At 65.5% G+C, this 13,590-nt stretch carries 14 protein-coding genes; 7 read left to right on the forward strand and 7 right to left on the reverse strand.

Annotated elements, in window-relative coordinates; genetic code table 11:
* The first annotated feature begins 8 nt into the window (after positions 1–8).
* Genes mdcC through AB7245_RS17095 form a run of 7 tightly spaced genes read left to right on the forward strand, consistent with a single transcriptional unit; the run spans position 9 to position 5,398 of the window.
* Positions 9–326: a malonate decarboxylase acyl carrier protein gene (gene mdcC, locus AB7245_RS17065; protein WP_085401744.1), complete on the forward strand. Its 318-nt coding sequence runs from the start codon at positions 9–11 to the stop codon at positions 324–326.
* A complete protein-coding gene (locus AB7245_RS17070; protein WP_085401743.1) occupies positions 323–1,261 on the forward strand; it encodes a biotin-independent malonate decarboxylase subunit beta in 939 nt (312 codons plus the stop codon). Before mdcC ends, AB7245_RS17070 begins: the two co-directional genes overlap by 4 nt.
* A complete protein-coding gene (gene mdcE / locus AB7245_RS17075; RefSeq protein WP_085401742.1) occupies positions 1,248–1,970 on the forward strand; it encodes a biotin-independent malonate decarboxylase subunit gamma in 723 nt (240 codons plus the stop codon). The genes AB7245_RS17070 and mdcE overlap by 14 nt, the downstream gene beginning before the upstream one ends.
* Positions 1,945–2,625 carry a malonate decarboxylase holo-[acyl-carrier-protein] synthase gene (gene mdcG, locus AB7245_RS17080; protein WP_085401741.1) on the forward strand — a complete coding sequence of 227 codons (681 nt, stop codon included), beginning with the start codon at positions 1,945–1,947 and terminating at the stop codon, positions 2,623–2,625. The genes mdcE and mdcG overlap by 26 nt, the downstream gene beginning before the upstream one ends.
* Positions 2,622–3,503, forward strand: coding sequence for a triphosphoribosyl-dephospho-CoA synthase MdcB (gene mdcB, locus AB7245_RS17085; RefSeq protein WP_085401740.1), 882 nt, complete (start codon positions 2,622–2,624; stop codon positions 3,501–3,503). The genes mdcG and mdcB overlap by 4 nt, the downstream gene beginning before the upstream one ends.
* A complete protein-coding gene (locus AB7245_RS17090) occupies positions 3,500–4,450 on the forward strand; it encodes an AEC family transporter (protein ID WP_071915304.1) in 951 nt (316 codons plus the stop codon). Before mdcB ends, AB7245_RS17090 begins: the two co-directional genes overlap by 4 nt.
* 9 nt (positions 4,451–4,459) lie before the next feature.
* Entirely contained in the window at positions 4,460–5,398 is a 939-nt protein-coding gene (locus AB7245_RS17095; RefSeq protein WP_085401739.1) for a malonate decarboxylase subunit epsilon, read from the forward strand.
* Positions 5,399–5,593: 195 nt separating this feature from the next.
* Here AB7245_RS17095 and AB7245_RS17100 read toward each other — a convergent pair whose 3' ends face one another.
* The 7 genes from AB7245_RS17100 to AB7245_RS17130 all read right to left on the reverse strand — a co-directional run bounded on the left by AB7245_RS17100 (position 5,594) and on the right by AB7245_RS17130 (position 13,487).
* Positions 5,594–6,640, reverse strand: a complete 1,047-nt coding sequence (locus tag AB7245_RS17100) for a helix-turn-helix domain-containing protein (protein WP_063986513.1) — start codon at positions 6,638–6,640, stop codon at positions 5,594–5,596.
* Positions 6,641–6,896: 256 nt separating this feature from the next.
* The gene (locus AB7245_RS17105) at positions 6,897–8,195 is read right to left on the reverse strand and encodes a biotin/lipoyl-binding protein (RefSeq protein WP_085401738.1); all 1,299 of its coding nucleotides are present in this window, start codon (positions 8,193–8,195) and stop codon (positions 6,897–6,899) included.
* A 10-nt stretch (positions 8,196–8,205) separates the two neighbouring features.
* Complete coding sequence (locus tag AB7245_RS17110; protein ID WP_028155834.1) at positions 8,206–8,409, reverse strand: DUF1656 domain-containing protein; 204 nt, start codon at positions 8,407–8,409, stop codon at positions 8,206–8,208.
* Positions 8,406–10,307: an FUSC family protein gene (locus tag AB7245_RS17115; protein WP_135215366.1), complete on the reverse strand. Its 1,902-nt coding sequence runs from the start codon at positions 10,305–10,307 to the stop codon at positions 8,406–8,408. Before AB7245_RS17115 ends, AB7245_RS17110 begins: the two co-directional genes overlap by 4 nt.
* A 153-nt stretch (positions 10,308–10,460) precedes the next feature.
* Positions 10,461–10,841, reverse strand: coding sequence for a response regulator transcription factor (locus tag AB7245_RS17120; RefSeq protein WP_038955794.1), 381 nt, complete (start codon positions 10,839–10,841; stop codon positions 10,461–10,463).
* Between the two features lie 100 nt (positions 10,842–10,941).
* Positions 10,942–11,613, reverse strand: coding sequence for a response regulator transcription factor (locus AB7245_RS17125; RefSeq protein WP_038944749.1), 672 nt, complete (start codon positions 11,611–11,613; stop codon positions 10,942–10,944).
* Complete coding sequence (locus tag AB7245_RS17130; protein ID WP_354074959.1) at positions 11,610–13,487, reverse strand: PAS domain-containing sensor histidine kinase; 1,878 nt, start codon at positions 13,485–13,487, stop codon at positions 11,610–11,612. The genes AB7245_RS17125 and AB7245_RS17130 overlap by 4 nt, the downstream gene beginning before the upstream one ends.
* Positions 13,488–13,590 lie beyond the last annotated feature (103 nt).

The raw sequence follows: 13,590 nt of genomic DNA on the forward strand, positions 1-13,590 counted from the left end.
GACAGGCCATGGAAGATCTCAGCTTTCATCACCCGGTTCGCGAGCGCGCGGGCGGCATCAGGCGGAGCGCGATCGTGGGCGTGGTCGCCTCGGGCAATCTGGAAGTCCTGGTCGAGCGCGTCCTGCCGGATGCCGAATGCGCGGTCGAGATCAAAACCGCGGCGATGGGCTTCGGCGAAGTCTGGAGCGCCGTCATTGGCGATTTCGTCGAGCGCTATTCGCCCGGCGGGCTGAAATTTTCCATCAATGACGGCGGCGCGCGGCCCGACACGGTATCGCTTCGGCTGGCGCAGGCGGTGCGATTGATCGAGGGGAGCGAGCAATGACTGCGCCGCTCCCGCACATCGCCCCGGCCGAACGGGCCCGCAGCACAAGCTTCAACGAGGCATCGGCGCGGACGAGGCTTGATCTGCTGCTTGATGCCGGCAGCCTGGTCGAGTTCATCGGGCCGGAACAGCGCGAGGTCAGTCCGCATCTGGAGATATTCGGCCTTCCCGAGCAGTTCGATGACGGCATCGTCGTCGGCCATGGCCGGCTCGGCGGCGCGCCGGTATTCGTCGCCGCACAGGAAGGACGTTTCATGGGCGGCGCCTTCGGCGAGGTGCACGGCGCCAAACTGCTGGGTCTGCTCCGCGCGGCGCGCGAGATCGGATCGATCCCCGTTCTGATCCTGCTCGATACCGGCGGCGTCCGTCTGCAGGAGGCCAATGCCGGTGAACTCGCCATCGCCGAGATCATGCGCGCGGTGATTGAGGCGCGCAGTGCCGGCGTGAAGGTCATCGGCCTGATCGGCGGGCGCTCCGGCTGCTATGGCGGCGGCGGTCTGATCGCGGGCTGTTGCTCCGCGCTCGCCGTTTCGGAGGCGGGACGCATCGCGGTGTCGGGCCCCGAGGTGATCGAGACCAACCGCGGCGTCGAGGAATTCGACTCCCGTGACCGTGCCCTGGTCTGGCGCACCATGGGCGGCAAGCACCGGCGGCTGCTCGGCGCAGCCGACGTCTTCGCCGGTGACACTGTGCAGGATTTTCGCGAGGCCGCACTCGAGCTGATCGGGTTGATTGGCCCCTTCGGCCTCGACCGGCTCAGGGCGGAGCAGGGGCGTCTGGCCGACAGGTTGCGCCGCTTCGGCGCTTGCCAGGACGCCGTCGATATCTGGACCGCGGAAGGTGTTGCGCATGCGGAAACAGTTCCGGAATTGCCGGCCGACCAGTTCATTGCGCTTGCTAGCAGGATCGGGAGGAGCAGCCGTGACGCTCGATGACATTCTCGCCTCGCTGTTTCCCGATGGCCATGAGGTCAGGAACGACAATGGCGTCATTGCTGGCGCCGCGACGCTGCGATCCGGTGGCAGGATACTCGTGATTGGTGTTGCGGATCGGACTGCGCTCGGCGTCGACGAGGCGATCAGACTTTCCGCGCATGTCCTGGAGTCGATCGACCGGGGGAGCGGACCGATCCTGGTGCTCGTCGACAGCGACAGCCAGCGCATGAGCAAGCGTGACGAGCTGCTCGGGCTCAACGAATTCCTCGCGCATCTGGCGAAAGTGCTGATCCACGCGGATATGCACGGTCGCCCGACCATCGGTCTTCTTTACGGCCACTCGGCTGCGGGGGCCCTGCTTGCGACGGGCCTTGCGACGCGCGTGCTGGTCGGATTGCCCGGCGCCTCTCCCGCGGTGATGGATCTGCCGTCGATGGCGAAGGTCACCAAATTGTCGATGGCCGCTCTTGAGGAGAAAGCCAAATCGACGCCGGTTTTTGCGCCGGGGCTCTCCAATCTCGAGCAGATGGGTGCCGTTCATATGACATGGAGCGACGCCACCTCGCTCGCAGACCAGCTGGAGGCGCTGCTCGCCGACATGCCGGCTGCGCGGGATCGAAGAGATGCGCTCGGCAAGGAGCGCGGTGGCCGGCCGAAGGCCGCCGATATCGCGGAGCGCGTTCGTGACCTTGCCCTGCAAATCCGGTGAACCGCCGGCCGGTCGCCACGACCTCGTCTTTGTCAGCCCGCAGGGTTGGCGCGCGATGATCGGGATGCGCGGCGATCTCGCAGCCGACCCGCTGGTTTCGCGTTGGTCCGAAATGGGATGGCCGACCATCAGGCGGCGCGCTCTACCTAGCGAAGCGACCGGCCTTGCACTCGGCCTGCCGTTGCCGCCCTCCGCCGGCAAGAAGCGGCTGTCGTTTCTCGCGGATATCGACCACGTCACATCGGTCGCGAGGCCGCCCGCGCTGCGGCAGGTGCGCGCCTCGGCGCCGCGCAACTGGTGGCCGACGCTCGATCGGCTCGACGGGCTCGCGCTTCGTCATTCGGTGGACGTGCGCGTGTTCGGCAGCCTCGCATGGCAATCGCTGACCGGGCTCGATTACGTGACCGCTCGTTCCGACCTCGATGTCCTGTTCGCGTTCCCCCGCGAAGCCGATCTGGATCGTCTCGCCGCCGACGTGGCTGCGATCGAGACCGATGCGCCGATGCGGCTCGATGGCGAATTGATGCGCGCGGATGGTGCAGCGGTGAACTGGCGCGAATTCCATGCCGGCACGGACCAGCTTCTGGTCAAGACCATCGGGTGCGTAGCCCTGCTCGACAGGGATCGATTCATTTCGGGAGCGATGGGATCATGACCACAGCGGCCGCACGAAGCATCGAACCGCTTGTTTCCAGCCGGAGGCAGATGCCGTCCGGTATCTGGGCCATCGGCGGCTTCGCTGCCGATTGCCTTGCCATGGAGCTGGAAACCTGGCCCAAGCCGGGGCTCGTGAGCCATGTCGACAATGGTAGTCACGTCGACATGGATGCCGGCACGTTTCGTCGCAGCGCTGCGGCCATCAGGCCTTACCTTCAAAGTCTTGCCGAAGCGGGCGCGCTCGGTTGCGGCATGGGAGTGCTGCGGGTCATCGGCCTGGAGGCCGAACGGGCGATGCTCGAGGCGACCGCGGGCGTCAATACGCATCGCGGCGCGATCTTCGGTCTTGGCCTGTTGTGCGCGGCGGCCGGTGCGAGGGCCGGCGGGCTGGTCGATCCGGCACGTCCGCTCGGCGACGTCGTGGCACGCCTCTGGGGCGCCAGCATACTCGACGGTCCGGTGTTGCTGCACAGCCATGGCAGCGCTGCTCGCCGCCGCTTTCGCGCAGGCGGAGCCCGTATCGAGGCGGCGAGCGGGTTTCCCAGCGTCTACCGGATCGGCTTGCCGGCCCTGCGGAGAACAATGCCTGCCACGCCCGAGGATGCGGAAGCGGCTCGGGTCGAAGCGTGCTTTGCCCTGATTGCGTCGGTGGAAGACACGAATCTGCTGCATCGTGGCGGGCTCGAGGGGCTTCGTTTTGCGCGTCGCGCGGCACGTCGCTTCATCGACGCCGGCGGCGTGCGCGCTCCCGGCTGGCGCGTCAGCGCGCAATGGATCCATGAGAGCTTCGTCGCCCGTCGTCTCAGTCCCGGTGGCTCGGCTGACCTGCTTGCGATGTCGCTCTTCGTCGATGCCCACGACGCGCCGGGGCCATGATGTCCAATGCAATCCTGATGGCGCTGGTGCCGGTGTTCTTTGTCTTGCTGCTTGGATACGCCGCCGGAAGGTTTCATGTCGTCGACAATCTTCATGTCGATGCTCTCAACGCACTCGTGATGGATTTCGCCGTGCCGGCGTCCCTGTTCGCCGCGACCGCCTCAGCGTCGCGCAGTGAGATGATCGAGCAGGTTCCGCTGTTTCTGGTGCTCGGCATAACGATGTCGTTGCTCTATGCCGCCTGGTATCTTGCCGCGCGCAGGTTGTTCAAGGTGTCGCGGCCCGATGCGTCGATTCAGGCACTCACGGTCGGCTTTCCAAATCTTGCCGGCGTCGGTCTTCCAATCCTGACATCCGTCGCGGGACAGGCGGGCGCCGTTCCGGTCGCCGTCGCATTGGCAACCGGTTCGGTCCTCATCAGCCCGGTGACCCTGATCATGGCGGAAATGGACGCCGCCAGGTCCCGTGGCGAGGAAATGGCGGCGCGGCAGATGCTGACGGCAGTGGGGCGTGCGATCACCAAGCCGGTCGTGCTCGCGCCCGTGTTCGGCATCCTGTTTTCGGTGTCGGATCTGAGCCTCAACGCGCTCGCTCATGCGTGCCTCGCGCTGATCGGGAGTTCGGCCGCCGGCGTCGCGCTGTTTCTCACCGGAGCCATCCTGTCGGCACAGTCGTTCCGCCTGAACTGGAAGATCGCGGCCGCAACCGTGGCCGCGGACGTGGTTCGGCCGCTCGCAGCCGTTGCAATCACTCACGTCTTTCCAATCGCTCCCGACACAGCGAGGACGGCCATTCTGCTCGCCGCGGTGCCTTCCGGCTTTTTCGGCATCCTGTTTGCGGTCAACTACCGGCTGGACTCGGCAGCGGTCGGATCGATGGTCATTTCGAGCACCGGATTCAGCGTCGCGACCATGGCGGTTGCGATCGCCGTGCTCTTTCCGCACTAGGCGGCGATCATGACACTTGCGATCCTGTGCTCGGGACAAGGCGGACAGCATCGGGACATGTTCGCCCTGACGGGCGATGCGCCGGAAGCGACGCACCTGTTTGCACACGCGGCAACGTTGCTGGGCGGCAGGGATCCGCGCGATTTCGTGCGCAGCGAATCTGACGAGGCTCTGCATCGCAACCGGTCCGGCCAGATTCTATGCACGTTGCAGGCACTGGCCGCCGCTGCCGGGCTCAGGGACATCATTCCACATGGCGCCATCATCGCAGGCTACAGCGTCGGTGAGGTGGCGGCATGGGGCGTGGGAGATTTGTTCGAACCGGTCCTCACGCTTGACCTCGCGGTGCGCCGCGCGGAAGCGATGGACGCCGCCACCTGCGCCGGTGACGGGCTGATCTTTGTCCGTGGTCTTTCACATGACGATATGACCCGCCTTTGCGAGCGCCACGGCGCGGCGATCGCCATCGTCAATCCAGGCGATGCCTTCGTGGTCGGCGGTGGCCGGGAGGCATTGAACGGGATTGCCGGAGAGGCGAGGGCGATGCGCGCCACAAGGATCGTCGATCTGCCGGTTCGGGTTGCCTCCCACACCGGACGGCTCGCCGAGGCGTCGGTCGTGTTTCGCGAAGTCTTGCGGTCGGCGCCGGTGGCGTTCCCGTCGGCCGCCGGTGCGCGCATCCTGAGCGGCATCGATGGCGGTTCGGTCGTCTCCGCCGAGACGGGCCACGACAAGCTCGCCGCGCAGATCTCGCAAACCGTGCAGTGGGGAAATTGCCTGCAAAGCTGTCTCGAAGCGGGTGCCACGGCATTTCTCGAATTTGGACCTGGACATGCACTGAGCCGGATGGTTGCGAGCATCGAGCCCGGCCTTCCGGTGCGGTCGCTGGATGATTTCAGGAGTCTTCAGGGCGTGCGCAACTGGCTTGCGCGGCATCTCAGCGACTGAAATGGCAACAGCTTCGTTCCGGAATCGGACGGACGGCGCGCTCCGGATCGACGTGCGGCGCGGCAAAAAAAGGGGCCGTCCTTGTGGGGAGGACGGCCCAATGCTCGCATGCCTGGGAGGAGAAGGCTCGAGCCGTGACTTGGGGGTCTCAGTCACTAACATTGCCAACATCGCCGATCCCGCGTGCAAAGTATTTCACGTCCCCACGCTGTTTCTCATTTCGCATGATTCACGGAGGTCCGCCGGCAGGACATGAGACACCGGCTCGCGTGACGGAACCGGGTCGCATTCAGCGAGCCTGGGTGACGCCAATGCGTTCCGGCTGGTGCACCGCCAACGTGCCGGCGTGTCGCCTGTCAGACGTTTGAAGACGGTCGAGAAATGCGCCTGCGTGCAGAAACCGACGGCCAGCGCCGCCTCGACCAGCGGCGTCTCGGTATTCGACAGGAGAGATTTTGCATGCTCGATGCGCTGTTGCAGGAGATACTCGCGCGGCCGGTATCCAGTCGCGGCGCGAAACTGCGCTGCGAAGTGCATCCGGGACAATCCCGCGACGCCGGCGAGGTCGGACAGGCTGATGGAGTGGTCGAAGCGCGCCCTGACATACTCCTCGACGCGTCGGAGCCGCCATTTCGGCAAGGCGTTGACTTTCGTACGCGGGGGCTCGCGCCGAGCGACGTGCATCACCAGCGTCTGGGCGATGCAGCACGCAAATTCGCGATCGGCCGAATGGCCTTGTTCGGTCAGCGCCTTTGCGAGCTGCTCGGCGAACGGGTCGCGCAACAGAAGGAGATCGTTCAGGCATTCGGGCGCGAGCGGCTCCGTTCCCTGCTGTGGAGATGGAAAGCAATTGGCCGAGATGTGGAAGTGCAGGAAATCGCACGGCGCAAGAAACTGCGCGCGGAGCGGCTTCGACGGCGCGCCGACATAGAGTGTGCCTGCCGGCATGGCGCCGTCGAAAATGGTCTGACTGCCTCTGGTCAGCTTGAGACGTGTGCTCTTCAGGGCGATCGAGAAGAAGTACCGGTCGGGAGGCGTCGTTGCATCCTCGCGCCTGACGGCCGTCTGCGCATAGGTAAAGCGCGAGATCGTGATGTCCTCGCGCGCGACGCCCGCGCGTTGCTCGGGCTGGCGCCATTTTCGTTCGTGGGGGAATGCGCGTGCCCCCTGAGAGAAATCCGGTTCGCGGGCGCCGGGTTGATGTGTCAATCGGGCGCCGGCCGCTTGCATATCGGTGAGCATCGTTCGTCCCGTCTTTTGGATTCCGCTGCCGCGGTGACGGCTGCTGAATGCCATTGGTTGACGCTCGAACGATATGTCTGATGCCGCCACAAGGCCCGTTAGCGTTGCTGAAATCGTGTTAGATTTTGCGAAAGCTGCAGGTGCGTCGGAACGTCGCGAAACTCCGAATTAAGCAAGAAGAATCAAAGGCCTGCGCTGTGAGCTCCGATGTTGCGGCGCGATGCAGCTCTCTTCAGGTCGGGCGATCTGACCGGATTCAGGGAAGGCGTGGCGAGGCATCGATGCCGGGGGTGAGTCCGGGCGCGATCTTCTCCGCCGGCGGAATTGCGGGCACCCGCGCGTAGGGAAGCGCCGTCACCTCGGGAGGCTGCTGGGATGGGGATTGGAGGCAGTTGGGTCGCGGCGGATCTCCTGCGCCGAACACATCGAACATTGGGTCCACGAAGGTCGTGCGGAGCCGATGAGGCCAGGTCTGGCGATCGACCGCATCGGGCTGCCGGATCGTCACCGTGGCCGTCATGCCGGAGACCAACGGCACGCCCGGCGGCACCGTGTCGATGGCGACACGAACCGGTATGCGCTGTGCAAGCCGCACCCAGGTGTAGATCGGGTCCACGTTGGGCAGACCTTGCGTGCCCGCCGCGGCGTTTGACGGGCTGATGCCGCGGGTCACGGTTTTCACATGTCCCAGGATCGGCTTGGAGTAACCGATGAGCTGTGCCTCGACGCGATCGCCGACGCAGACATGCGCCATCTTGGTTTCCTCGAAATAACCGTCGATCCAGAAGCTGTTGGAATCGATGATGGAGACGTTGGTGACGCCGGTCAGCGCATAGTCGCCGACACGTAGCAGGAGATTGGTGACATAGCCGTCGACGGGGCTGAGCACATTGGTGCGCTTCAAGTTCAATTCCGCCTGTGCAAGCTGGTGAGCGGCCGCTGCGTAGGCGGCCTTCGCCTGCGAGGCATTGCCGGCGAAGATCTGCTGCTCCTCTGGCGTCGTCGCGAGGTCGGACAGACGCCGGCGCCGGTCGGACTCGGCCTGCTTCACCTCGAGGTCCGCCGCTCGCTGGTCGACGAGGGCCTTGCCGATGCGGACGGCTACGTCGAAGTCGAAGGGATCGATGACGTAGAGCACGTCACCCTTGTGGACGAACTGGTTGTCGGCCACCCGCAGCTCCACGATTTTGCCTGCGATCTGCGGCGCGACATTGGCGACCTGCACGCGCACGCTGCCATTGCGCGTCCAGGGCGCGGTGACATAGTGCTGCCAGGTTGCAACCGATATCAGAATAGCGACCAGGGCGATGGCAAGGGTGGCAAAATGCTTGCCGACGCCAGCCATGAAACGCCCGGCGGCCTTGCGCAGCGACCGCGTCAATGACGTCGCCTGCCGGGAAGCTTCGCCATCGTTCGCGGCGCGGTCGCTGGTCGCGCGCGCCGCGGCCTCCGTCGGGCTGGAACACGCGACGGCGTCGGCTGCGTCCGCCCGTGCTTCGGCTGAAGATTCGGGGTGGGGCGGAAAGGCCGCATCTCGAGGCAGAGCCGCGTCCATGACTTTCTCCCTAGCAAAAGAGCGCGAGCAGGCCGAAGATCGACACGTAGAGGCAGAGCTCGGCCAGCGACGGGTTGCTGAAGATTCTTGTAAATCCCACGAAGCGCAGCACCGGGCGGAGCAGCAGGAATGCGAGCAGCGCCGTGGCCGCATAGGACACGATCGGGGCGATCAGCACGCCGCCCACGACGAGTTCACGATAAGTATTCGTCACGGATGCGTCCCCTGGCCGGAACCGGCGAAACCCTGCCATGGTTCGAGGACGATGCTGGCCGGAACGAGCGCGGCGAGCACCGGATCGACAGACAGGTTGCTTCGGGCAGCCGTCTGGCGCAGCGCCTCGGCGGCAGTCAGGATTGCGCCTCCATCGCGTAGGGTGAGCGCGGCTCGCGCGGCGCGCGCCGCGTCGCCGAGTGAGGTCTCGGCCAGGCGGTCCAGTTCGGCATGGCACCGTCGCAGCACCACGGCCTCGTCGAAGCAGCGCAGCGCTTCCGCGACGACCCGCGGGGGAGGTGCCGTGGCGCCGTTCGTCGTCAGGATCTGCTCGATCCGGGCGGCATCGCGAAACGCGGCTTCCTCCGGCGCGAGATGCCGGGCTCGCCCGGAATCGAGGCGGCTCAGCTCGCGATGGGCCTCGTCCAGCAGCAGCCGGATCCTCCGTTCGCCGGACAAGGACGGCAGCAGGAGCTGCGCTGCGAAGACCAGAACCGAGGAAAGCTGGGCAAATAGACACGTCACAAGGAATACGTCGGGGTCGTAGCTCTGCGGATTGCTCGGTGCGAGAATGACAAGCGTGAATACGAGGGAGAGCCGGCCGAGCGGCGGCAGGATGCCGCTCGGCAGCGTGATCAGCAGCGCTGCGCCGATCACGAGAGGCGCAAGGCCGATCGCCAGCAGTTGAAACTCGGATACGCCGTTGAAGACGAGGTATTTCAGGATGCCGGCGAGCAGGCATGCGATCGGCATGGCAAAGACCGCCAGTGTCGTGAAGGCGCGCGGATCCGGAGCCGTCGCACTCAGGCCGATGATCACTGCGGCAAGCGAGAGGCAGAGCGCGGTGGTCGGCCATCCCGCCATCACGAAGATGATTGCAATGAGGATGAAGTGGATCGCGGCCCTGACGCCGGCTTCCGCCGCAATGCGAGGCGAGCGGTAAAGCGGCGCGCGCCATTGCCGGAGTGGATAGTTCCCGGCCCGCAGTGCCTCGAGACTTTCGCGCACGTCTGCATTCCTGCGGATGATCTCGTCGCGCAGATTGGTCCGGCAGATCGCGATCAGGCCGGAGGCGCCGGGGTCTCGGTCGTCCCGGGACGTCGCGGATGCGGCCGGCAGCGCGGCAAGCGTGCGGGCGAGCGCGAGCTCGCTCACGAGGCCCACCATCGCGGAGCGTGCGGCTGCGGTTCTGGCCGGGCCGCTGATCGACTCCGTGACGAGGCTCGCGATCTCCGGATGCAGGGCCGCGACATCGCGCAACATGTCCGCAGCAGCCGTCGCGGATGAGGCTTCACCGCGGACGGCGCGTTGCGCGAACTCCGTGACCCGGTGATGCAGTGTTTCGAGGCGGTTCGCCAGAACCGGATGATAGTCCGGCGCGGCGAGCACCTCGTTGACCAGAGCGACCGCGAGGACGCCGATGGCGATGGCGGCGCCCCGGGCGACGCCGGTCGGAAACACTTGCAACGGGCTGTCGATCTGTTGGATGGCAATCAGGGCAACGGTGATGCAGCTGAGAGCCGCCGCATAAGCGCGATTGCCGTCCAGCATCCCGGCGACGTAGACGCAAAGTCCGACCCAGATCCCCAACACTGCGGGCAGCAGCGCGCCGGTTTGGGAAAAGGTGCCGGCGATGGCGATCGATGCGATCACGCCGATGGCGGTTGCGAGCAGCCGATAGCCCGCCTTTTCCATGCCCTGCGCGCGCGTGGGCAGCGCCAGGATTGCCACGGTGACGGCTGCCGACGAGGGGGATTCGAGTTCGAGCCAGAAGCTCACATAGAGTGCGAGGAGCATTGCCAGCAGGACGCGCAGCGCGAACGCCCAGGAACTCACCGGGAAGCCGGCGAAGACCCGCGGGCGGATGTCATCGGCAGCGCTGGTGGCGTCACCTGGCAATTATGCTCCCTCCATGCGCGGCAAAGCATGCGGCCTGCCGGCGTCGCGAAATCAAAGGGGAGCATGAGCTGTGCCGGCCGGTATTTTCGGTCCATCAACCTGCTTTCGGGAACGCACGCCGGGAAGGCGCAGTTTGCCCGAGCCGGGGCCCGACTATTGCGGCGCGTGGCCCGCCAGGGCCTCTTCGAGGCGGCGGATGATCTCGTCGCCGCTGGATGGCTTGCCGAGATAGCAATGCGCGCCAGCCGCCATGACGCGCTGGCGCACGGGTTCGCTCGGGAAAGCGGTCATGAAAATGATCGGGAAATGGCGGCCGGAGGCAACCAGGCGAGCCTGCAATTCATCGCCGGTAATGACCGGCATCTGAACGTCGGCGATCATGCAGGCCGGATCTTCTCCCGCCGGTTCCCGCAGGAAGGCGACGCCGGACTCGTAGGCGTGGGCTTCATAGCCGAGCGAACGCACGAGGCTCGCCAGCGACGCGCGCACGCCTTCGTCGTCGTCCACGATCGCAATCACCGGGGTTTTGGCCATTGGCACACATCCTGACCGCTGTGTTCCGCAGGGAGGATATCTCCCATTGGGCGGCCGATGGGGCCTTATGCACCGTGCGGCAGTCCCGCCGGAATTATACTCAGGTTTGGTCCGTAGTCTTTCGGTTCTGGGAAATCCCGAGCGCTTCGGCCTTGCGAACGAGGTCGGCCAGCGACCGGACCTCCATCTTGCGCATGACGTTGCCGCGGTGGATCTTGACGGTGATCTCGCTGAGGCCGATCAGGCCTGCCACCTGCTTGTTCATCAAGCCGGCGGTCACATGGCCCATCACCTCGCGCTCGCGCGCCGTCAGGCTCTCATACTGGATCCGGATATCCTCCTTCGTCGCGGCTTCCGCACGGCGCTGCGCATCGCGCTCGAGCGCTGCCGTCACTGCATCGAGCATGTCCTGATCGCGAAACGGCTTGGACAGGAAATCCACGGCGCCAGCCTTCATGGCGCGCACCGACATTGGAATGTCCCCATGACCGGTCATGAAGATGATTGGATATCTGATGCCCTGGCGGGTCAGTTGCCCCTGGAGATCGAGGCCGCTCACGCCCGGGAGCCGGACGTCCAGCACGATGCAGGCCGGTTTGTCGGGCATGACGCCGCCAAGCAGCTCGGCCGGTGAGCCGAACAGGCGTGTCTCGAGGCCGACGGATCGGAACAGGCTGTCGAGCGAGGCACGAATGCTCGCGTCGTCATCAACGATGATGACGACTGAACTGGAGGATTGGGCCGGCGGTTGCACTTGGTTTGGTCGTGTCATGGCAAGGCGTGTTCTTGGCTAAATGGCAGTGTCAGGTGGAATGTCGCGCCCGAGCCCGGAGAGCTCTCCACGGACAATCGGCCGCCGTGAGCTTCCACCGTCGTTCGGCAGATCGCAAGTCCCATGCCCATGCCGCCGCCCTTGGTGGTGAAGAACGGATCAAACAGGCGCGGCAGGTCGTCCGGCTGGATGCCCGGGCCGCTGTCCTCGACCGTGATGGCGAGGTTTTCGCCGTCCACGGTTCCGGCGCGCAGCGTAACGGTGCGGGAACCAGGCCGGCCTGACATGGCCTGGCCGGCATTGATCAGAAGATTGACCAGGACCTGCTGAAGCTGGATCCGGTCGCCGCGAACCGGCGGCAGGCCATGCTCCGTCTCGACGATGAGGGTGACGTCGTCCTTGACGAGCTCGCGCGCGACCAGGAGGGTCGCTTCCTCGATGATCTCGTCGATCTGCAGCAGATCCTGCTGGGTAGGGGCCTTCTTCAGGAAAGTCCGGATGCGGGTCACGATCTCGCTGGCGCGGCGGCCCTGAGCAACGACGTGACCGATCGTCGCCGCAACCTCCTTGAGATCGGGCACGTCGCGGCGCAGCCACCGCAAGCCAGCCTCGCCGCTGGTGACGATCGCTGCCAGAGGCTGATTCACCTCGTGGGCAATGGACGCGCTGAGCTCGCCGAGGGTGGCGACGCGCGCGGCATGCGCCAGCTCCGCCTGCGCCGCGAGCAGCGCATCCTGTGCCTGCTTGCGCTCGGTGATGTCGATGACGAAGGCGAGCACGTTGCGATCTCCGTCGGGCTCGGCCGGAAAGGTGATCGTAAACATGACGGGAACCTTGCGTCCGTCGAGACTCACGAAATCGGTCTCGCCTTCGTGGAACCGCTCTCCTTCCGCGAATGCGATCAGCGCGCCGAGGAAACGGCGGTGGTTCTCGTCCAGAAGCCTGTCCACGTTCGCGATGAAGGCCGCAGAGTCGCTTGCTCCCGCCATCTTCTGGAGGGCCGGATTGACGTCGGTAATTCTGGCGAGCCGGCGGACATGCCGCACGAATTCAGGATTTCGTGCAAGGTAGTCCCGCAACGTGGCGCCTCCGGTCTCCAGCGAATTCAGCGCGGTCCGCACTGCGCTCCAATCCTCCTCGACGATGCCGACCCGGCTTGCGTCGAACATCCGGCGGTATCGCTGCTCGCTCTGCACCAGCGCGTTATGTGCCGCGACGCGGTCCGTGACGTCGGTGTGGGTTTCAAGGACTCCAACGGGTTTGCCGAGATGGTCGTGCTGGAGCGCCCATCTTGCATCGACGGTGAGTGCGCCGCCGGCCTTCGTCCGCTGCTCCAGCCTGCCTTCCCATCGGCCGATGTCGAGCAGGCCGGCCTCGATGGCCTCTCGCCGGTCGGGATATTTGGTTCTCAGCAGCGCGTCGGCGAGTTGCCCGACCGCCTCGTCGGCCGACCAGCCGTAGGCCTGTTCCGCGGCCCTGTTCCAGAAACTGATCACGCCGCCGCGATCCCTGACGAAGATCATGTCATGCGAGAGATTGAGCAGGCGCGCCTGCGCCGCGAGGCGCTTCGTCGCCGCCTGATTCTGGAGCGCCAGCAAGGTCGTGATTCCGATGGCTGCGAGGCTCACCAGCGCACGAAGGGCAGGCGAGGCGATCGCCTCCAGATCGTGCGACAGTAGATAGGCGGTTATGGTCAGGACGCTGCAGCCGACAGCGGCGGCGATGATGTCGTTACGCCGGTGCGTCCTCGCCGCGAGCAGGATCGCAACGACGTAGAGAACTGCGACCGCGCCCTCGAGCGGCGTCAGCACATCGACCAGGAAAACCGCGAAAGCGAGGACGGCAGACCAGAACCGCAAGCCGGCGCGGCTCATCGATGAACCCGTGGCCCGATCAAGACTGGTCATCGTCGCTGGTGGTCGCTCTGCTCATTTTCGGTCACGTTGATGCCGCGATTTGATCGGGCCGACAACATGC

Source organism: Bradyrhizobium sp. 604_D8_N2_3, from assembly GCF_051810765.1.
Taxonomy (GTDB): domain Bacteria; phylum Pseudomonadota; class Alphaproteobacteria; order Rhizobiales; family Xanthobacteraceae; genus Bradyrhizobium; species Bradyrhizobium barranii.

Coding starts and splice junctions, on each gene's coding strand:
- AB7245_RS17125 (WP_038944749.1), bottom strand. CDS start 11,613: ATGACACGACCAAACCAAGTGCAACCGCCGGCCCAATCCTCCAGTTCA.
- AB7245_RS17100 (WP_063986513.1), bottom strand. CDS start 6,640: ATGCTCACCGATATGCAAGCGGCCGGCGCCCGATTGACACATCAACCC.
- AB7245_RS17130 (WP_354074959.1), bottom strand. CDS start 13,487: ATGAGCCGCGCCGGCTTGCGGTTCTGGTCTGCCGTCCTCGCTTTCGCG.
- mdcB (WP_085401740.1), top strand. CDS start 2,622: ATGACCACAGCGGCCGCACGAAGCATCGAACCGCTTGTTTCCAGCCGG.
- AB7245_RS17120 (WP_038955794.1), bottom strand. CDS start 10,841: ATGGCCAAAACCCCGGTGATTGCGATCGTGGACGACGACGAAGGCGTG.
- AB7245_RS17090 (WP_071915304.1), top strand. CDS start 3,500: ATGATGTCCAATGCAATCCTGATGGCGCTGGTGCCGGTGTTCTTTGTC.
- AB7245_RS17095 (WP_085401739.1), top strand. CDS start 4,460: ATGACACTTGCGATCCTGTGCTCGGGACAAGGCGGACAGCATCGGGAC.
- AB7245_RS17105 (WP_085401738.1), bottom strand. CDS start 8,195: ATGGACGCGGCTCTGCCTCGAGATGCGGCCTTTCCGCCCCACCCCGAA.
- mdcC (WP_085401744.1), top strand. CDS start 9: ATGGAAGATCTCAGCTTTCATCACCCGGTTCGCGAGCGCGCGGGCGGC.
- AB7245_RS17070 (WP_085401743.1), top strand. CDS start 323: ATGACTGCGCCGCTCCCGCACATCGCCCCGGCCGAACGGGCCCGCAGC.